This window comes from Xanthomonas sp. MLO165, assembly GCF_018831305.1.
In the GTDB taxonomy this organism is placed as follows: domain Bacteria; phylum Pseudomonadota; class Gammaproteobacteria; order Xanthomonadales; family Xanthomonadaceae; genus Xanthomonas; species Xanthomonas arboricola.
Window position 1 is genome coordinate 955090 of record NZ_CP029263.1, and the last position, 20114, is coordinate 975203.

Sequence of the window (20114 nt, forward strand, 5' to 3'; positions counted from 1 at the left end):
TGATCGGCAGACACTACGCGTGCAAGCGCCTTCAGTGGCCGAAGCCCTCAGTAACAAAGCATCAGTGACCGGAGCATTCGCACAACCCCACTAGACGTCCAACACGGAGATTCGTCGCCACGCGGTGGCTGCATCAAAAAACCGGACACGCAGTGAATCCATCCGTGGTGCTCCGTTGGACGCATCCACTCCACCAAAATGCACATGGGCCGCATCAGCGGCCCATGTGCAATTCACTATATTCGCTCCCGCAGGAGCAGCTGGCTTACTTCAGCTTGGCGTCGGCGCGCAGGGCATCGGCGCGGTCGGTCTTTTCCCACGAGAACGCGGTGGCGGTGTGCTGCGCGCCGGTTGCGTCGGTGTAGGAGAAGTCCTTCGGCTTGCGGCCGAAGTGACCGTAGGACGCAGTCTGCTGATACATCGGGTGGATCAGGTCGAGCATCTGGATGATGCCGAACGGACGCAGGTCGAAGTGCTTGCGGATCAGCTTTTCGATCTGCTCGTCGGCGATCTTGCCGGTGCCGAAGGTGGTGACCGAAATCGAGGTCGGCTCGGCCACGCCGATGGCGTAGGAGACCTGCACTTCGCAACGGTCGGCCAGGCCGGCAGCCACCACGTTCTTGGCCACATAGCGCGCGGCGTAGGCTGCCGAGCGATCGACCTTGGACGGATCCTTGCCGGAGAACGCACCGCCACCGTGACGCGCCCAGCCGCCGTAGGTGTCGACGATGATCTTGCGACCGGTCAGGCCGCAATCGCCCACCGGCCCGCCGATCACGAACTTGCCGGTCGGGTTGATGTGGAACTTGGTGCCCTTGTGCAGCCACTTGGCCGGCAGCACCGGCTTGAGGATTTCCTCGCGCACGGCCTCGACCAGATCCTTCTGCTTGATGCCAGGATCGTGCTGGGTCGACAGCACCACCGCGTCGATCGCGGTCGCAACGCCGTCTTCGTAGCGCAGGGTGACCTGCGACTTGGCATCCGGACGCAGCCACGACAGCGCCGAGTTCTTCTTCTTGCGGATCTTGGCCTGCTGCTCGACCAGGCGGTGCGCCAGATGGATCGCGGCCGGCATGTGGCTGTCGGTCTCGTTGGTCGCGTAGCCGAACATCAGGCCCTGGTCGCCGGCGCCCTGCTGTTCCGGGTTCTTGCGATCCACGCCCTGGTTGATGTCCGGCGACTGCTTGCCGATCAGGTTGAGCACGCCACAGGTCTCGCCGTCGAAGCCGACGTCGGAGCTGTTGTAGCCGATGTCCAGAATGACCTTGCGGGTCAGCGCTTCCAGGTCGATCCAGGCACTGGTGGTCACTTCGCCGGCAACGATCGCCACGCCCGTCTTGACCATCGTCTCGCACGCCACGCGGGCGCGCTTGTCCTGGGCCAGGATGGCATCCAGCACTGCGTCGGAGATCTGGTCGGCGATCTTGTCCGGATGGCCTTCGGAGACCGATTCGGAGGTGAACAGGTAGCTGGACATCAGGCTTATATCCCTTAATTCGGATGAAAAGATGGGTGCGGATGATACACCGTCCGACAACCCTGTGCATTGTGCGCCTGAACAGCCCGCTGTGGCGTTAAACCCGTGTCGTGGCGGGGGTTTGCACGGTCATCCGGGTGTCGTCAGCTTGCCATGCAGCGGTCGTACTGAACTGTCAGCATGCGCGCGTGCCTGGCGGCATGGCTGCGTGCAGCCACGCCGCTGGAGGGGAATGAGCCATATCGTCGGACAGCGTGCCGGGGCGAGGGGCGCATGGCTGCCATGGCGACCACGCGCCGGGATGCGCGCGTCCGATTGCAGTGCTACGCCGCGGCTTGCTGCGGGGCGCATCTGTGTCAGCGCGCTGCCGATGCCTGCGGGCGGCGCACGCAGCCTGCCTGCGCAGCGCCCGATCGCGGCCGACATTTTTTGCCCTGGAGATGTCCGCATGCACGTGTCCACATTGCATCCTCCCGTCCGCGCCCTGTTCCTGTCCGACCTGCACCCGGGCTCGCGGCACTGCCATGCCGCCGAGATCGCCGCGTTCATCGGCCGCCAGCGTTGCCAGACCCTGTATCTGGTCGGCGACATCATCGACCTGTGGTGGATGTCGCAGCGGCGCGCGGTCTGGGATGCGGCGCATCAGCAGGTGATCGCCGCCCTGCATGCGCAGGCCAGGCGCGGCACCGAGATCATCTACGTGCCCGGCAACCACGACCGTGCCATCCGCCGCTTCTGTGGTCTGGTAATGCCGGCCATGCAGGTGCGCCGACGCAGCGTCCACACCTTGCTGGACGGGCGCCGGCTGCTGGTCACCCACGGCGACGATTACGACGCGCAAACCCATTTCGGCGGCTTGCAGGAACGATTTGGCGACTGGCTCTATTACCGCATCCTCACCGGCAATCAGCTGACCAATCGTCTGCGGCGGCGCCTGGGCATGCGCTACTGGTCGCTGGCCGAGTTTCTCAAGCGCCGCAGCGGTGCGGCCGAGCGCTACATCGGCCGCTTCGTGGCGGCCGGCCTGGCCGATGTGGTGCGCCGCGATCTGGATGGCATCGTCTGCGGGCACATCCATCGCGCCGCACTGCGCATGCAGGCCGGCCATCTCTACGCCAATACCGGCGACTGGGTGGAGAGCCTGACGGCGCTGCGCGAGACACAGTCCGGCGCACTGCAACTGGTCAACCATCACGGCGACGTGCTGGCCGAGCTGGCGCCGCAACCTCATGCCGCGCAGCAGCGCGCGGCGTGAGGTTGGCCAGGCGCAGCAGCTGCCGGCAGACCGCAGCTGCCGGTATGTGCCATCGGACGTGCGCGGCGTGCAGCGTTCGCTGTCCTGGTGCAAGGACTGCGGACGGCGGCTGCAGCGCCGTTTTCGACCGCGAGCCGCAGCGCGATGCGAGCACTGCGGCTGCTGGCTGACTGCCGGCCGGCCGGCCGGAACGCACGTGATGGCACTGGACGATGCCCGTCCTGCTAGCATCGGCCGATGGATTCATTGACCCAGATCGTTCTTGGTGGCGCAGTCGCTGCCGCCATCGCACCGGCCGGACAGCGCCGTGCAGCCCTGTTGGCCGGCGCCGCACTGGGCACCTTGCCCGATCTCGATGCGCTGGTATTGCTGCCGCTGACCGACGATCCGGTCACGCTGATGACGGTGCATCGCAGCGCCAGCCATTCGCTGTTCGTGCTGCCGTTGCTGGGCTGGCTGATCTGGTGGATGTTTCGCCGTTACGGCAACGGGCGCGTGGCCACTGCGCCCAAGCGCTGGTTCTGGGCGATCCAGCTGGCCTTGATCACGCATCCGCTGCTGGATGCCTTCACCGTCTACGGGACCCAGCTGTGGTGGCCGCTGCAGCCGCATCCGGCAATGTGGTCGAGCGTCTTCATCATCGACCCGGCCTACACGCTATGGCTGTTGCTGGCCTGCGCGGTGGCATGGTTTGCGCGCGCGCGGCCGCTCGCGCAGCACGCGCTGGTGATCGGGCTGGCGCTCAGCTCCGCCTACCTGGGCTGGTCGTTGCTGGCCAAGCACATGGTCGACCAGGAAGCGGACCGTGCGCTGGCCGCGCTCGGCTTGAAGGATGCGCCGCGCTTCTCGGTGCCGATGCCGCTCAACACCTTGCTGTGGCGCGTGGTGGCGATGACGCCCAACGGTTATGTGATCGGCGAACGCTCGCTGGTGGCCGACAAGGGCCCGATGCAGTTTCGCGGCTATTCCAGCAACACCCAGGCCCTGGGCGAGGTGGCCGGTTTCGACGCGGTGCGCCGGTTGACCTGGTTCAATCGCGGCTTCATGCGCGCACGCCTGGTCGATGACGAGCTGATGCTCAGCGACCTGCGCATGGGTCTGGAGCCGGACTACAACTTCAACTTCGTGGTGGCGCATCGTCAAGACGGGCAGTGGCAGCCGATTACGCCGCGACAGATCCAGGCCGCCTACCGCGCGCCGGTGGCGCGCGATCAGATCGGCGAGGTTCTGGCGCAGATGTGGCGCCGTATCTGGCACGAGCCCGCCGGCACGGTGCTGACCGGCGATCTGGAACACGCCACCACGCCTGCTCCGGCAGCTCGGTAGGCCTGCTTGGCAGGGGCGCTCGGCAACGCGGACGTAGTAAGCCCGAGCAGCCCGCCGGCTCAATACACTGTCGCGCGCGCCTGCACGAACGAGTAGAAGAACACCGCGTTCGGGTCGCTGTGCACCTGCGCCAGTTCGCGGCGCATGCCATCCACGGTGTCTGCGTTCACCGCACCGGCCTCGCGCAACTGGTCGGCCGCCGACAGCAGCACTTCTTCCCAGAACCCGATCATGGTCTTGCGCCGGCCCGGCTCGCGGTTGTCCAGATGCAGCGTCTTGATCTCGGTGTGCACATCGCGAAAGCCGCCGGCCAGCAGCAGGTTGCCCAGCTTGGCGCCGACGAACGGGTCGCCGCCCTGGTCGTGCTGGAAATCGTTGAAGGCCATCCAGTAGCGCCACAGATTGGGCGAATACGGATGCAGCAGGAACGAGGCGTTCATCACCTCGGTGACATACACCGGCGAGCCCGGCAGCAGCACACGCCGCACCTCGTTGAGCACGCGCGCAGGCGAGGGCACATGCTCCAGCACCCAGCACAGGAACGCCGCATCGAAATGACGCGCCTCGAACGGCAGATCGCTGGCATCGGCCTGCTGCAGCGTGTAGCGCTCGCGGCACCATGCCAGCCGTTCCAGATTGGCGCGTGCCGCGCCCAACTGCGCCTTGCTCAGGTCCACGCCGGTGACATGCAGGTCGGGAAAGCGGCGCAGCAGGATTTCGGTCTGCGCGCCCACCCCGCTGCCTACTTCCAGCAGCCGGCGTGCGCCGCTGTAGTCGATCTGGTTGAACAGCGTGGCTTCCAGCAGGCGCGCCTGCTTGAGCAGGCGTGCCTGTTCGGTGGACGAAAACCCATGCAGATAGGTCGGGGTGTCGCTTGGTGCGGTCATGGCTGCAGCTCCAACAACGCAGGAAAACTCAGGCGGCAACCGACAACGCTGGCGGCACACCGGCGATCAAGGCGTCGAAATACGCGCGGGTCAGTTCCAGCTGCGCTTCCGGCGTTTCGGCGCGATTGACCACTGCACGGAAGTCGGCGCTCTGCGGGTGATCCTTGGCGTACCAGCCCAGATGCTTGCGCGCGATGCGCACGCCCTGCGGCTGCCCGTAGAACGCATGCAGCGCTTCCAGATGGCCGAGCAGGGTGTCGCGCACGAACGCCAACGACGGCGGCGGCAACAGCTCGCCGGTGGACAGATAGTGCGCCACTTCGCCGAAGATCCATGGGCGCCCCTGCGCGGCACGCCCGATCATCACCGCATCCACGCCGGTCTCGCGCAGCACTAGCGCCGCCTTCTGCGGCGAGTCGATATCGCCATTGGCGATTACCGGAATCTGCAGCGCCGCCTTGATCTGCGCAATCGTGGCGTACTCGGCCGTGCCGGTGTAATGCTGGTCGCGGGTGCGCCCGTGCACGGCCAGCGCGGCGATCCCGCAGTCCTGCGCGATGCGCGCGATGGTCGGGCCGTTGCGGTGATCGCAGTCCCATCCGGTGCGGATCTTCAGGGTCACCGGCACATCCACCGCCTGCACCACCGCGCTGAGGATGCGTGCCACCAGGTCTTCGTCGCGCATCAGCGCCGAGCCGGCCCAGGCATTGCAGACCTTCTTGGCCGGGCAGCCCATGTTGATGTCGATCAGCTGCGCACCGTGGTCGACGTTGTAGCGCGCCGCCTCGGCCAGTTGCTGCGGCTCGGTGCCGGCAATCTGCACGCTGACCGGATCCGGCTCGCCGGCATGATCCATGCGGTGCAGCGATTTGCGCGTGCCCCAGAAGCGTGGATCAGAGATGGTCATCTCCGACACCGCCAGCCCGGCGCCCAGCCGCTTGCACAGCAGCCGGAACGGCTTGTCGGTGACGCCGGCCATCGGGGCCAGGATCACTTTCGGGTCGATGGAATAGGGGCCGATCTGCATGGTGGCATTGTAGCTGGGTGGGGATTCGGGAGTCGGGAATCGGGAATGGGGAATGGGGAATCGGGAATCGGGAATCGGGAATCGGGAATCGGGAATCGGGAATCGGGAGTCGGGAGAGCAGTTCCGGCCTTCGGTCTTGTGCGGTTGCTGTGCGGGTCGCGTGGCTAGTAGAGCGAGGGCAGCGGCGAGATTGCTGGCTGACCGTACCCTCACCCCAACTCCTCTCCCGTCGGGAGACGGTGTCGCGTCAGCGCCGGATGAGGGTACGAGTGCCCGACGCGGCATCACCCCAGGTCCTGCCGCCCAGACTGCTATCCGATGAAGAAGATCGAAGCTCCGGCGCAGCGGGTCTGGCGGCGTCCGTCGATGGACAGGCCTCGACATGCCGTTCGCGGATCGAAGCAGTCCCATGGGATGCCGACGCCCTGAACGTAAAAGGCGACCGCATCGCTGCGGTCGCCTTCGTTGTTTGCTTGAAGTGTGCGGATCACACGGCCGGTTCGGGCACCATGCGCGGCATCGAGGTGGCGGCGCCTTCCACTTCGGTGGAGCGCGCGGCGTAGCGGGTGGCAAAGCGCACGTGAGTGATGAAGCTGGCAGTCGGCGCCTGCGCCAGCGAGGCGACCAGCGCGCCATTGAAGGCGTCGCCAGCGCCAGTGGTGTCCACCGTCTGCGCGCTTTCCGCGCCCACGCGGTAATGCGCGGCCGTGTCGCCGCGCAGCTGCTCTTCCGCATGCGAGATGAAGGCGCCCACCGATCCCAGCGTCACCACCACGGTACCGCCCGGCAGCAGCTTGCGGCACAGCGAATGCAGCGTGTTGCCGTCCAGCGCCGCCACATCGTCGGCATTGATGCGTTCGCCCACATGGCGGCCGAGCAGGGCCGCAAATTCGGTTTCGTTCGGCGTCAGCACATCCGACAGCTTGAGCAGGCCGATCGAGGTCGGCGCATTGGCCGGTGCGGCGTTGAGCACGGTCAGCACGCCACATTCGCGTGCCAGCGCCAGCGCCGATTCGATGGTCTCCGCCGGCGATTCCAGCTGCGCCAGCAACACGCCGGACGAGGCCACGAGCGCGCGCTGGTTGTCCACGAACGCTGCGCTCAGCACCGAGTTGGCACCGGCGCCGATCACGATGGTGTTGCGGCCGTGCGCGTCGACATAGATACCGCCGGTGCCGGTCGGCTCATTGCTGGGCTCGGCGATCAACGCAAAGCCGTCGTGCGCAGCCAGCGAGCGCGCCAGCGCGCCGCCGGCGTCGTCGCCCAGCGCGCACAGGAAGTGCGTCCTGGCACCGGCACGTGCGGCCGCGACCGCCTGGTTGAAGCCCTTGCCACCCGGGCCGGTGCTGTAGCGACCGGCGATGGTGGCACCCGGCGCAGGCAGGACATCACAGCGCCACACGTGATCGACATTGAAGGACCCGACAACGACGACCGAACTCATAAATACCCTTGACTTGAATGACTGAATGAAACGTGGCGTGCGGCGATTAGACCGTCACGCCGATGAACCCGCGCCGCCTCAACCGAAATGCGAGAGCACGCCGGCAATGGTAGCGGTCATGAACGTGGCGATCGAACCGCCCAGCACTGCGCGCAGGCCGAATTTGGCCAGATCGTGACGGCGTTCCGGTGCCAGCCCGCCGATGCCACCGATCTGGATCGCAATCGAGCTGAAGTTGGCAAAGCCGCACAGCGCATACGTGGCAATCAGCCGACCTTCCGCGCTCAGGCCAACGCCCGGCACTTCGCCCTTCACGATACGCGACAGCTCGCTGTAGGCGACGAACTCGTTGATCACCACCTTCTGCCCGATCAGCGAACCGACCGTGGTCGCGTCCACCCACGGGGTGCCGATCACCCAGGCGATCGGCGCCAGCACGTACCCGAAGATCGTCGACAGGTTGGTCGGCCGGCCCAGCAGTGCGGCGGCGCCGGTGATCTCGCCCAGCCAGGTCAGCGGTGCGTTGATCAAGGCGATCAGCGCAATGAAGGCCAGCAGCATCGCGCCGATGTTGAGCGCCAGCCGCAAACCGTCGCCGGCGCCGGCTGCCGCCGCATCGATGACGTTGCTGGTGGTCTTTTCCACTTCCATCTTGACCGTGCCGCGGGTCAGCGGGGTGCCGGTTTCCGGCACCAGCAGCTTGGCCACCACCAGGGTGGCGGGCGCGGCCATGATGCTGGCGGCGAGCAGATGCTTGGCATAGAACGCCTGCTGCGCGGGGTCGCTACCACCGAGCATGCCGACATAGGCGGCCAGCACGCCGCCGGCGATATGCGCCATGCCGCCGATCATCATCGTCAGCAGCTCGGACTGGGTCATCTTGGGGATGTACGGACGCACCGTCAGCGGCGCTTCGGTCTGGCCGATGAACACGCTGGCGCACACGCTGGTGGTTTCCGCACCGGACACGCGCATCACCTTGGTGATTGCCCACGCCATCGCGCGGACCACCACCTGCATCACGCCCAGGTGGTAGAGCACGCCCATCAGCGCCGAGAAGAAGATGATGGTGGGCAGCACCTGGAACGCAAAGATGAAGCCGTAGCTGTCGATGTTCATCAGGTTGCCGAAAATGAAGGTGGACCCCTCATTGACGAAGCTCAGCACCTTGACGAAGCCCTTGCCCAGCGAGTCGAACACATCGCGTCCGCCCGGCACCAGCAGCACCAGCGCGGCGAACGAAATCTGCAGCGCCAGACCGGTGGCGACCAGCCTCCAGTCGATCGCGCGGCGGTTGCTCGAAAACAGCCAGGTGATGCCGATGAGCACCGCCAGACCGAACAGGCCGAAACCGATCCTTCCCAAACCTTCGACCATTCCAATCCCCGGGGCTGCTGACGGCAAAACGAGAAGCCTAGAGCAGGGGGTGACCGTGGGCAAGGCGAGCAGCATTCAGGGCCCGCCCGTTGGCCCGCAGGCGAGCCGGGGCGGGCGCGGGCAGTTGCCTGCGCGCGGGCGGGCGAGCCGCGCTTGCGCAAGGTCATTGATCGGGGGGCGTCGATTCGCTGCCGAGCGTCGCCCGCAAAGACCTCGCCCCGAAGCGCGATCACCCGACCGGGTGCCGCTTTTCCCTTCAGCCGTCGACGAAAACCGGTGCTACTTGCGCGCGTAGCGGGGTGGGACCTTGAGCGGCATGGATGCCGCGCCAGAGCCTACATGGACGTACTTGCGGCGTGTCCCACGCCGGTACGCGTGCAAGCGCCCTCGGTAGACCGGAGCTTGCACTGAGAACCTGAAGATCTCATGCGCATGGTTGGTCGGCGGCGCGGCGCCGCATCCGGCGTCGGGACACGCCGTGAATCCGTCCCTGGAGGCTCGGTGGCGGCATCCATGCCGCCACACGGTCCCACCCCCGGACGCGACACCACGCTTCCAGCATTGCCACTGCTGATCGGCAAGCAATGCGTCAAGCACGTGTTGATCTCTGCGGACTCCGTGGCTGCTGTGATCGGTAAGCGATCCATCTGGCGTCACGCGCCAGGCATGGACGCTAGGAAGAACGTGCAGCTCATCTGGCTGTTCGCACTTCTTTCCGGAACCGATAGAACCGGTGGTACCTGCGCGTGCCGGCATGGGACCTTGAGCGGCATCGATGCCGCGCAACCCTGTCGCCCCGGCAGCACCACGTCCTACACTGCGCACGCCGATCCGGGGCAGGGCGCCGCGGAGGTTGTTGGAGTCTGCCAATGCAATACCGTCGTCTGGGGTCCACCGGGCTGCAGCTGTCGGCCCTGTCGTTCGGGGCCTGGGTCACCTTCGGCAAGCAGATCGGGCGCAGCGAAGCGCGCAACCTGATTGCCGCCGCCTGGGACAACGGCATCAATTTCTTCGACAACGCCGAGGTCTACGCACGCGGCCGCGCCGAAGAAGTGATGGGCGATGTGATCGCCGACCTGCGCCTGCCGCGCGATGGTTACTGCGTGTCGAGCAAGGTGTTCTTCGGCGCGGTGGACAGCCCGCGTCCGACCCAGCGCGGACTCTCGCGCAAGCATGTCACCGACGCCTGCCATGCCGCGCTCAAGCGCCTGCGCGTGGACTATCTGGACCTCTACTTCTGCCACCGGCCCGACCCGGACACGCCGATCCGCGAAACCGTGCGCAGCATGGATGCCCTGATCCGCCAGGGCAAAGTGTTGTACTGGGGCACCTCCGAGTGGAGCGCCGAGCAGTTGCGCGAGGCCATCAGCATCGCCGGGCAGGAACACCTGCACGCTCCGGCGATGGAGCAACCGCAGTACAACCTGCTGCACCGCGACCGGCTGGAGCGCGAATACGCGCCGCTGTGCGAGGGCGGGCTGGGTACCACGATCTGGTCGCCGCTGGCCTCTGGCCTGCTGACCGGTAAGTACAACGCCGGCGTGGACGCGGACAGCCGCCTCGGCCAGCCGGGCAATCAATGGCTGCAGGACGAAGTGCTGGGCGCACCGGAAGCGCGCCGCCTGGAACGCGCCCGCGCGTTCTGTGCGTTGGCCGCCGAGCTGGGCCAGTCGCCCGCACGCCTGGCCATCGCCTGGTGCCTGCGCAACCCGCACGTGTCCACGGTGATCCTGGGGGCCAGCCGGGTCGCGCAGCTGGAAGAAAATCTCGGCGCGCTGGAGACCCTGACCCAGGTCGATGCCGACGGTTGGGCACGGGTGGAGGGGGCGACGCGCTGAGGAGTGCCCTGTGCGGTGCATGCGTGCGGGACAGTCGACTGCGCTGCGTTGGTTTGTTGGTTCTCAACGCGAACAAGAGGCTGCACCTGGCAGGTCGTGCACGCCAGCCAAATCCATGCATCGCAAGGTGCTGCCGTCCGCTCAGTCCTCGCGCTTGCCCAGCGTAGTCCTCACCACCGATGTGATCAGCAAGGCCACGAGCTCTGCACGGAAAACCCCAATCAGAAATCGCGGCTGAATCTTTTCAATAGGATTGGTGAATCGAAATCGTCTGACCCATGCAAAGGTCGTGTCAAGAAGATGAGAATGGCTCTTGATCATTAAATGAGAATGGTTATTATTTGTTTGGCCAACCGACTGGAGATCCAGATCATGACCGCTCATCCCGTGCTGCTCCGCTCCGAACCGGTCAACCTGCGCGACCGCGCTGCTCCGCGTGCCGTCCCCGCAGAAGACCTCATCAGCAGCGAGGCGCTGCTCAAAGGCCGTCGCGAAGTGCTGATCCAGCATGGCGACCGCGTCTATCGCCTGCGCCATACCAGCAACGACAAGCTCATCCTGACCAAGTAAGTTCCACCTCCGATTCCGCGCATTGGCGCAGGGAATCGGGTTGCCTGCCGCGGGCGTTGCCGCCGCCGTCCGCGCACCCCACGCTCTCCCCCGGCGGCCGGTCGCGGCCTAGTCTGCAGCACACGCTGCCGGGAACTTCCCTTCAAAGGTTCCCGATGATTCGCCTGCATCCGCTGGTGGTCGCGCTATCGCTTGCGCTGCCCGCTCTTCCGTTGAGTGCCCACGCTGCCGACCTTGCCGCCAATGGTGACGCCGCGCGTGAGGTCCACGACTTCGACCGGTTGCAGGTGACCGCCACGCGCACCCAGCGTGCCCTGGTCGATGTGCCGAGCACCGTGGATGTGATCGATCGCGAACAACTGGACAACCAACTGGTGCGCGAGCTCAAGGATCTGTTCCGCTACACGCCCGGCGTGTCGGTGACCAGCACCAGCGGCCGCTTCACCGGCGCCAACGGCATCCGCATCCGCGGGCTGGACGGCAACCGTGTGGCGATCCTGGTCGACAACGTGCCGGTGTCGGACACCTTCAGTTTCGGCAGCTACCTCAACGCCAATCGCAACTTCGTCGATCTGGAAACGCTCAAGCGCGTCGAAGTGGTGCGCGGGCCGGCTAGCTCCCTGTACGGCTCCGACGCGCTGGGCGGCGTGGTGGCTTTCGTCACCAAGGATCCATCCGATTACCTGAGCGCCGACAAGCGCAGTTATGTCGGCCTGAAGTTCGGCTATGAAGGCGACTGGAACGGCCTGTTCGCCGGTGCCACCGGCGCATTCGGCGGCGAGCGCTGGAGCGGCATGGTGGCTGTCAGCCATCGCCAGGGCCAGGAGGCACAGAACCAGGGCGACAACCGCAGCCGCGATTTCACCCGTACTGCGGCCAACCCGCAGCGCATCGATGGCCGCAGCGTGCTGGCCAAGCTGGTGTACGCGCCCAGCGCGCAGCAGCGCTTCAAGCTCACCGTGGAAGGCAACGAAGACTATGGCAGCATCGAGGCGTTGACCGGCATCGACCCGCGCGTGACCACGCCATCGCTGCGCATCCTGTCGCAGGACGGACGCGACCATCAGACCCGCGCGCGCGTCTCGCTGCGCCACGAGCTGGATGCATTGGATTGGGCGCTGGCCGACGACCTGCAGTGGCAGCTGTATCGCCAGGACAGCGAGAGCCTGCAGCGTACCGACGAGCTACGCGGCAACAACACCCGCCGTCATAACGAACACAACTTCGATCAGCGCGTGTACGGCCTGCTGGTCAACGCGCACAAGACCATCGACACCGGCACGCTCAGCCACGACATCACCTATGGCCTGGACGGCACCTGGACCGACACCCGCGCCAAGCGCGATGGCTACTCGGTCAATCTGGCCAATGGCGCAATCACCAACCGCGTCGGTCAAGACGTGTTCCCGGTGCGCGATTTTCCCAAGAGCGAGACCACCAAGCTCGGGCTGTATGCGCAGGACGAGATCCGCCTGTTCGATGGCCAGCTGTCGCTGACGCCCGGGGTGCGCGTGGATTACTTCCGGCTGTCGCCGCAGGTGGACGACATCTTTCGCGAAGACAATCCCGGCGTTGCCGCCGAGACCATCGACGAGACCCAGGTGTCTCCCAAGTTCGGTGCGGTGTGGCGGTTTTCGGACGCGTGGTCGGCGTATGCCAATTACGCACACGGCTTCCGCGCGCCGCCGTACAACGACGTCAACATCGGCTTCACCAATCTGCAGGCGCGCTACACCGCCATCGCCAATCCGGATCTGAAATCGGAGACCAGCCGCGGTGGCGAACTCGGGCTGCGTTTCAATGATGCAGTCGGCTATCTGGGTGTCAGCGTGTACTACACCGACTACCGCAACTTCATCGAATCGTATGCGCCGGCCGGCTTCAATGCCGAAGGGCTGATGCTGTTCCAGTCGCGCAACGTGGACGATGTGGTGATCAAGGGTGCCGAAGCGCGCGGCGGAATCGACCTGGGCGCGCTGGCCGGCTGGCAGGGTTGGTCGCTCAACAGCGCCGTGGCGTATGCGGAAGGCGACAATCTCACCGACAACACCCCGCTCAACTCGGTCGACCCGCTGCGCGGCACGCTCGGCGTGGCCTTCGACAGCGATGCCTGGGGCGCGGAACTGATCGGCACCTTCGTCGCGCGCAAGCGTCGCCCGCAGCTGGACAGCTATTACACCCCGGCCGGCTACGCCACGCTGGACCTGTTGGGGCATTGGGAGTTCGCACCCGGTGCCAAGGTCACCGCAGGCATCTTCAATCTCGCCGACCGCCGCTATGTGGACTGGAATGCGCTGCCCAACGGCACGCTGGCCAGCAGCACAGTGATCGATCGCTTCACCGGCGCCGGGCGCACCGCCTCGGTCAGCCTGGCGGTGAGCTGGTAGCGGCCATGCCCATCGCCCGCCCGCTGCCGTCGTTGTCGCATGCACGTGCCACCCGCGCTGCGTTGCCGCGTCCGCAGCAGTTGGCGGCGTTGGGCACGGTGCTGTGCCTGTACCGGCCCGCATTGGGCAACGAACTGGATGGCTGGCAGCACGCGGTGGATGCGGCGGCGTGCCGGCAGGTCGACAGCGATGGCGTGCGTGAGAGCATCTGGTTCTTCGATGCCGAGGGGCAGTGCTGCTGGCGCATCTGCCTGCTGCCTGACAGCGATTTCCTGATCTGGGATCGCCTGGTCTCGCGGCTGCCGCCGTTGCCGATGGAAACCCATGAGCTGGGCGTCGGCGAGCGGCTGTGGCGTCGTCTGGCCGGGCGTATGCGTGGGGAGGCGTGGCGATTGAGCGCACTGCGCCTGCAGGCGGCCGCCGCCCGCGAGCAACCGTTTGTCGCCAGCCTGGCAACCGTGTCGGCGCTGGGCGCGGAGGTTGCTGCACGCCTGGCGCGCGCAGAGGGCATCGACGGCCGCGTGGCGGTGGACGATTGCTGCTGCGCGCGTGCTGCCGCCTTGCGCACGGCCTCCGCCACATCCAGCAACAACAACCCATCCGGCATGACCACGTCGCTGGTGCGCCTGCGCCGCTGACGTCTCCCACCACTCCCGAGAGCTACGATGAGCCGAACGTTTTCCCGTTGTATCGCACTGACGCTGAGCCTGTTGCCGTTGATTGCCGCCGCCGACGCCCAGCGCGATCGGCAGAGCATCCTGGCGATGCAGGGCGAATACGCAGTGGACTTTGCCTTCGACGAGACGGTGTTGCTCAAGCCCGGTTACGAGCGTGCATCGGCCATGCGCAGCGGCGCCAGCGAAGTGGTGATCGTGGTGGAGGATTCACCGCGCAAGCTGGTGTTGCAGCATCTGCTGGTCGACGAGAAGAGCAGGCATGTGACCAAGCATTGGCGGCAGGACTGGATCTACGAGGCGCCGCAGCGTTTCGAATTCAGCGCCGATCAGACCTGGACGGTGCATGCGCTGCCCCCGGAAGTCACCGCCGGTGCCTGGACCCAGTGCGTCTACGAGGTCAGCGACGCGCCACGCTATTGCGGCACCGGGCGCTGGGACTATGCCGACGGCCATCCCACCTGGACCAGCGACCTGAGCTGGCGCCCGTTGCCACGCCGCGAGTACACCAAGCGCAGCGACTACAACGCGCTCGCGGTGATCAATCGCCACACGCTCACGCCCAACGGCTGGACCCACGAACAGTTCAACACCAAGGTGCTGCGCAAGCCCGACGGCAGCCAGGAAGCGATCGCGCGCGAGTTCGGCTTCAATGATTACCGCAAGACCACCGAGGTCGACTTCGCCCCGGCCTATGCGTACTGGAAGGGCACCCAAGGCTACTGGGCCAAGGTGCGCACGCGCTGGGCAAGGTTCCTTGATACGCCCCCCGGCCTGCACCTGAAGACCAAACCGGACGGCATGGCGATGATCATGCCGATGTTCCAGCAGGCCGAGGCGGTGCAGAGCGGCAAGCGGGTCAAGGACGCGCAGCTTGACGCGGTGTTCGCGCAGTGGGTCGAACCGGCGAACTAGGCGCCCGTATGCCGTAGGAGCGCAGCCGGGCGCGACGTGGCATTCCCGAGAAGGTCCATCGCACCGCAGGACGCTTCTGCGAGGTCGCGCCCTGGTGCGCTCCTACGAGCGAGACGGCGGGGCGCCCAGAGCGATGGGGCCAAGGTGCGCACGCGCTGGGCCAGGTTGCTCGATACGCCCCCCGGCCTGCATCTGAAAACCAAACCGGACGCGGTGTTCGCGCAGTGGGTCGAACCGGCGAACTAAGCACCCGCATGCCGTAGGAGCGCACCCGGGCGCGACGTGGCATTCCCGAGAACGCCCATCGCGCCGCAGGACGCTCTTGCGAGGTCGCGCCCGGGTGCGCTCCTACGAGCGAGACGGCGGGGCGCCCAGAGCGATGGGGCCAAGGTGCGCACGCGCTGGGCCAGGCTGCTCGATACGCCCCCCGGCCTGCATCCGAAAACCAAGCAGGACGCGGTATTCGCGCAGTGGGTCGAACCGGCGAACTAAGCACCCGCATGCCGTAGGAGCGCACCCGGGCGCGACGTGGCATTCCCGAAAAGGCCCATCGCGCCCGGGACGCTCCTGCGAGGTCGCGCCCTGGTGCGCTCCTACCGGCGAGACGGCGCTTGGTCGTTATTCCTTGAACATCAGGAATGCCGCGACCAGGATCAAGCCGAATGCGGCCCAGTGATTCCACTTCAACGACTGGCCCAGGTAGAAGGTCGAGAAGCCGGCGAACACCAGCAGCGTGATCACTTCCTGCATGCCCTTGAGCTGCGGCGCCGAGTACACCGCGCTGCCCAGGCGGTTGCCCGGTACCTGCAGGCAGTATTCGAAGAACGCGATGCCCCAGCTGACCAGGATCGCGATCATCAGCGGCGTGCTCTTGTACTTCAGATGCCCGTACCAGGCAAAGGTCATGAACACGTTGCTGGCGATCAGCAACAGCACCGGATACAGATAGGCAGTGAAGGGGGCGGTAGGCATGACGGCAGACGGCAGCAAAGGGGCCGGCAGCATAAGCCAGCCCCGTTAAGCGCACGCGACCGTGCCGATGAGCCCGGCACGCGGGCTCAGGGCGTTGGTGGCCGGCGCAACACGTTCATCTGCAGCGTGGCCAGGCAAAACGCCTGGCCACGCATCGCTGCGCTCGCAGCGCCTGCGGTCATCCCGCTAACGCTGCATGCCCCAGCGGCGCACGGTCAGCCGCTCGATCGCCTGGAACACCACGCCCTCCACCAGCAGGCCCAGCACGATCACCATCGCCAGGCCGGCGAACACGCGGTCGGTATACAGCTCGTTGCGGTTCTGGAAGATGTACCAGCCCAGGCCGCCCTGGCCGGAGGTGGCGCCGAACACCAGCTCGGCGGCGATCAGGGTGCGCCAAGCGAAGGCCCAGCCGATCTTCAACCCGGACAGGATCGCCGGCAGCGCGGCGGGAATCAGCAGCTGCGCCACGTAGCGCGGCCCACGCAACCCGTAATTGCGCCCGGCCATGCGCAGCGTTTCCGGCACGGCCTGGAAACCGGCGTAGGTGGTCAGCGCCAGCGGCCACAGCACCGAATGCACCAGCACGAACACCAGGCTGCCGGTGCCCAGGCCGAACCACAGCAAGGCCAGCGGCAGCAGCGCGATCGCCGGCAGCGGATTGAACATGGCGGTCAGCGTGCGGAGCACGTCGCGGCCCCAGCGCGTGGAAGCGGCCAGCGCGGTCAGCACGAAGGCCAGCACCACGCCGAGCGCATAGCCCTGCGCCAGTACGCGCAGCGAAGCGCCCACGCGGCGCAGCAGCTCGCCGGACAGCAGCCCGTCGTAGAACGCGCGTGCGGTCTGCAGCGCGCTGGGCAGCATCAGATCGTCGCTGACCACGCGTGCGGCGATCTCCCACACCGCGACCAGCACCACCAGCACCAGCGCCTTGCGCAGCCATGGCGGTGCCTGCCAGCGCGTCGGCGCGGCGGCTGCAACCAATGCCGGGTCCAGCGGCTGCAGGGCGACTTCGTACTCGGCCCGCACCGGTGGCAGTGGCGGCAGCGCGGTGGCGTTGCTGCGGCTCATGGCAGCGCCTCGCGTTGGCGCTCGGCCGGGCGACGCAGCGGCGCCACCTTGGCATCATCCAGGGCGTCGTCGGGCAGGTCGAACAGCAGCCGATGAATGCGCTGCGCAGTCTGCTGGAATGCCACGCTACCGGCGCTGTGCGGGCCGAACGCATGCGCGTTGAGCTCGGCGCGCACCTGGCCCGGATGCGGCGACAACAGCAGCACGCGATTGCCTACCACCAACGCCTCCTCGATCGAATGGGTGACGAACAACAAGGTGAAGCGCGATTGCTCCCACAGCTCCAGCACCTGCTCCTGCATGCGCGAACGCGTCAGCGCATCGAGTGCGGCGAACGGCTCGTCCATCAGCAACACGCGCGGCCGCATCGCCAGCGCGCGTGCAATCGCCACGCGTTGCTTCATGCCGCCGGACAGGGTGTGCGGGTAGGCCTGGGCAAACGCGCTCAGCCCGACCTGCGCCAGGCTGTCGTCGGCACGTTCGCGCGCCTCGGCGCGCGACAGCTTGCGGGCTGCGCGCAGGCCGAACACCACGTTCTCGCGCACCGTCTTCCAGGGCGCCAGCTGGTCGAATTCCTGGAACACCACCACCCGGTCCGGTCCCGGCCCGGTGACCGCCTTGCCATCCAGACGGATCTGTCCCTCGCGCGGGGTGACGAAGCCGGCCACCGCCTTGAGCAGGGTGGATTTGCCGCAACCCGAGGGGCCCAGCAGCACGAAGCGATCGGCTTCATGCACATCAAAACGCACGCGATGGGTGGCGCGCACCACGCGTTGCGCCGAGGCGTATTCCAGGCTGACGTGATCGACCTGCAGCAAGGGTGTAGACGGACTCATCGCTCAGCTCCCGCCCGCAATCAGCGGATCGTCGAAGAAGTAGTCGCTCAGCTTGCTCGGGGTCTGCTTGATCGCGCCGCTGTGCTGCATGAACTTGCCCAGCCCCAGCGTGTTCTGCGGCACCACGGTGAACTGCACTTTCGGGTCCTTGAGGATCTGCAGCACCAGCGCGCGATCGATGCTCGAGCCATTGCGACGCAGGAAGATATCCGCTGCCTGCTCCGGATGCGCGGTGACGAAGCGTGCGGCCTGATCCAGCGCCGCGACGAAGGCGCGATAGGTCTTGGGATTGTCGCGGCGGAATTTCTCGGTGGCATACAGCACGGTGGCCGAGGAGGGACCGCCCTCGATCTCGTAGGAACTGGTCACGATGTGCGCGGCCGGGTTGCGCGCCAGTTCCTGCTCCTGGAATGGCGGGCTGGCGAAATGCGCGGTGATCTCGGTGCGGCCACGGATGATCGCGGCGGCCGCGTCCGGGTGCGGCAAGGCGACCTGCAGCGGATCCAGCTGGTGGGTGCCCTTGTCGCCCCAGCGTTGCTGGGAGGCATGCTGCAGGAAACGCGACTGCACCGACACGCCGGTGGCCGGCACCGCGATGCGGTCCTGCGGGGTGAAATCGCCGATGCTCCTGATGCGCGGATTGTTGCTGATCAGGTAGTACGGGAAGTTGCCCAGCGACGCCACGCCGCGCACGTTCTGGCGGCCATGCGTGCGGTCCCAGATGGTGAACAACGGCCCGACGCCGGCACCGGCGATATCGATCGAACCGGTCAGCAGGGCATCGTTGACGGCCGCGCCACCGGACAGCTGCAGGAACTGCACGTCGATGTCCACGCCGGCCGCCTTGCCCTGCTGCTCGATCAGTTTCTGATCCTGCGCCACGTCCAGCAACAGATAGACGATGCCGAACTGTTTGGCGATGCGCAGCTTTCCTTCGGCCTGCGCATGCGCGCTGTGCAGCAACGGCAATGCGGCCAGGAGCAGCAGCGCGACACGTCGGGAAAAACGTCGGCGCTGCGGACGTGCGTGAGAGGTGACGGTCAAACGCATGCGGCGCTCCAGTCGAGGGGGGAGGAAGAAGGCGCGTTTCCCAGCGCATTACGTGTTGCGAAACGCGCGCGAGGCAGCACCTTGGCTAGAACGGCGCATCGCCTTCGATGGTGGTGCGGTTGAGCCGGCGACGCAGATGATCGGGCGTGCCGGCGGCCAGATGCATGACCGAGCGGTTGTCCCAGAACACCATGTCGTGCGGCTGCCAGCGATGCCGATACACCAGCGCATCGCCGGTGCTGTGTGCGAACAGGGCCTGCAGCAGTGCAGCACTTTCGTCGTCGGGCAAGCCGACGATGCGGGTGGTGAAATGCTCGCTGACAAACAGCGCTTTCTGGCCGGTTTCCGGATGGGTGCGCACGATTGGATGCTGCACCGGCTTCACTTCGGCGATCTGCTCCGGCGTCAGCGCCGGGCGCCACGGATTGCGCGCGCGCAGTTCTTCGTACTTGGCCAGATAGCTGTGCTCGGCACGCAGGTCCCGCACCGCGTGCTTGAGCGCGTCGGGCAGGGTCTGCCAGGCCAGGTGCTGGTTGGCGAACAAGGTGTCGCCGCCTTCGCTGGGCAATTCCTGCGCATGCAACAGCGAGCCCAGGCTGGGGGTGTCCTTGTACGACAGGTCCGAGTGCCAGTAGTGGCCGGCATCACCCAGGCCGATCGGCTCGCCGTTCTCCTTGATGTTGGACACCACCAGCACTTCCGGATGTCCGCGCAACTGGAAGTTGCGCAGCACATGGATCTGCAACGGGCCGAAGCGACGGCTGAAAGCCACCTGCTGCGCCGGCGTGATGCGTTGCTCGCGGAACACCAGCACGTGGTAGTCCAGATGCGCCTGATGGATGCGCGCGAAGGTGTCTGCATCCAGTGGCTGTGACAGATCCAGGCCGATCACTTCGGCGCCCAGCGGGGCGTCGAACGGCACGATCCGGACGCTGGAAGAGTGCTGTGGGGAAACCGCATCGCGCGGCGGCTGCGCACGCGCAGCGGAAGTGATGCTGGCCATGACGG

At 66.4% G+C, this 20114-nt stretch carries 17 protein-coding genes; 7 read left to right on the top strand and 10 right to left on the bottom strand.

All coding sequences use genetic code 11. The features are described from left to right. Nucleotides 1-265: 265 nt before the first annotated feature. Nucleotides 266-1477, bottom strand: coding sequence for a methionine adenosyltransferase (gene metK, locus DGN21_RS04010; protein ID WP_024938312.1), 1212 nt, complete (start codon nucleotides 1475-1477; stop codon nucleotides 266-268). Between the two features lie 448 nt (nucleotides 1478-1925). Here metK and DGN21_RS04015 point away from each other — a divergent pair, with 448 nt between their 5' ends. Together DGN21_RS04015 and DGN21_RS04020 are read left to right on the top strand one after the other, a co-directional pair. Further along, nucleotides 1926-2732 (top strand): UDP-2,3-diacylglucosamine diphosphatase, encoded by an 807-nt coding sequence (locus tag DGN21_RS04015; protein ID WP_126965312.1) that lies wholly within the window; start codon nucleotides 1926-1928, stop codon nucleotides 2730-2732. A 237-nt stretch (nucleotides 2733-2969) separates the two neighbouring features. Then, nucleotides 2970-4058 (top strand): metal-dependent hydrolase, encoded by a 1089-nt coding sequence (locus DGN21_RS04020; protein WP_126965313.1) that lies wholly within the window; start codon nucleotides 2970-2972, stop codon nucleotides 4056-4058. A 59-nt stretch (nucleotides 4059-4117) separates the two neighbouring features. On the opposite strand, the gene DGN21_RS04025 is transcribed toward DGN21_RS04020, so the two are convergent. From DGN21_RS04025 to DGN21_RS04040, 4 genes are all read right to left on the bottom strand, one after another. Continuing rightward, entirely contained in the window at nucleotides 4118-4945 is an 828-nt protein-coding gene (locus DGN21_RS04025; RefSeq protein WP_215825128.1) for a class I SAM-dependent methyltransferase, read from the bottom strand. A 28-nt stretch (nucleotides 4946-4973) separates the two neighbouring features. Continuing rightward, complete coding sequence (dusB, locus tag DGN21_RS04030; protein ID WP_104543344.1) at nucleotides 4974-5972, bottom strand: tRNA dihydrouridine synthase DusB; 999 nt, start codon at nucleotides 5970-5972, stop codon at nucleotides 4974-4976. Between the two features lie 487 nt (nucleotides 5973-6459). After that, nucleotides 6460-7416, bottom strand: a complete 957-nt coding sequence (locus DGN21_RS04035) for a ribokinase (protein WP_016903834.1) — start codon at nucleotides 7414-7416, stop codon at nucleotides 6460-6462. 78 nt (nucleotides 7417-7494) lie between these two features. After that, the gene (locus DGN21_RS04040) at nucleotides 7495-8793 is read right to left on the bottom strand and encodes a nucleoside transporter C-terminal domain-containing protein (protein ID WP_016903833.1); all 1299 of its coding nucleotides are present in this window, start codon (nucleotides 8791-8793) and stop codon (nucleotides 7495-7497) included. An 869-nt stretch (nucleotides 8794-9662) separates the two neighbouring features. Here DGN21_RS04040 and DGN21_RS04045 point away from each other — a divergent pair. The 5 genes from DGN21_RS04045 to DGN21_RS04065 all read left to right on the top strand — a co-directional run bounded on the left by DGN21_RS04045 (nucleotide 9663) and on the right by DGN21_RS04065 (nucleotide 15177). Beyond that, entirely contained in the window at nucleotides 9663-10631 is a 969-nt protein-coding gene (locus tag DGN21_RS04045; RefSeq protein WP_046345736.1) for an aldo/keto reductase, read from the top strand. Nucleotides 10632-10961: 330 nt separating this feature from the next. After that, the gene (locus DGN21_RS04050) at nucleotides 10962-11201 is read left to right on the top strand and encodes a hemin uptake protein HemP (protein WP_024938306.1); all 240 of its coding nucleotides are present in this window, start codon (nucleotides 10962-10964) and stop codon (nucleotides 11199-11201) included. A 155-nt stretch (nucleotides 11202-11356) separates the two neighbouring features. Beyond that, entirely contained in the window at nucleotides 11357-13588 is a 2232-nt protein-coding gene (locus DGN21_RS04055; RefSeq protein ID WP_126965317.1) for a TonB-dependent hemoglobin/transferrin/lactoferrin family receptor, read from the top strand. Between the two features lie 5 nt (nucleotides 13589-13593). Continuing rightward, complete coding sequence (locus DGN21_RS04060; protein WP_126965318.1) at nucleotides 13594-14226, top strand: Hemin transport protein; 633 nt, start codon at nucleotides 13594-13596, stop codon at nucleotides 14224-14226. Between the two features lie 27 nt (nucleotides 14227-14253). Then, nucleotides 14254-15177 carry a DUF6607 family protein gene (locus tag DGN21_RS04065; RefSeq protein WP_126965319.1) on the top strand — a complete coding sequence of 308 codons (924 nt, stop codon included), beginning with the start codon at nucleotides 14254-14256 and terminating at the stop codon, nucleotides 15175-15177. Nucleotides 15178-15795: 618 nt separating this feature from the next. Here DGN21_RS04065 and DGN21_RS04070 read toward each other — a convergent pair. The 5 genes from DGN21_RS04070 to DGN21_RS04090 form a co-directional block, all read right to left on the bottom strand. Beyond that, entirely contained in the window at nucleotides 15796-16149 is a 354-nt protein-coding gene (locus DGN21_RS04070) for a DMT family protein (RefSeq protein ID WP_024938302.1), read from the bottom strand. A 186-nt stretch (nucleotides 16150-16335) separates the two neighbouring features. Next, nucleotides 16336-17220, bottom strand: a complete 885-nt coding sequence (locus tag DGN21_RS04075; protein ID WP_215825129.1) for an ABC transporter permease — start codon at nucleotides 17218-17220, stop codon at nucleotides 16336-16338. Continuing rightward, the gene (locus DGN21_RS04080; protein ID WP_039530624.1) at nucleotides 17217-18056 is read right to left on the bottom strand and encodes an ABC transporter ATP-binding protein; all 840 of its coding nucleotides are present in this window, start codon (nucleotides 18054-18056) and stop codon (nucleotides 17217-17219) included. Before DGN21_RS04080 ends, DGN21_RS04075 begins: the two co-directional genes overlap by 4 nt. A gap of 3 nt (nucleotides 18057-18059) precedes the next feature. Further along, the gene (locus DGN21_RS04085) at nucleotides 18060-19106 is read right to left on the bottom strand and encodes an ABC transporter substrate-binding protein (protein ID WP_126965323.1); all 1047 of its coding nucleotides are present in this window, start codon (nucleotides 19104-19106) and stop codon (nucleotides 18060-18062) included. Between the two features lie 85 nt (nucleotides 19107-19191). Continuing rightward, nucleotides 19192-20109: a TauD/TfdA family dioxygenase gene (locus DGN21_RS04090; protein WP_126965324.1), complete on the bottom strand. Its 918-nt coding sequence runs from the start codon at nucleotides 20107-20109 to the stop codon at nucleotides 19192-19194. Between the last annotated feature and the right edge of the window lie 5 nt (nucleotides 20110-20114).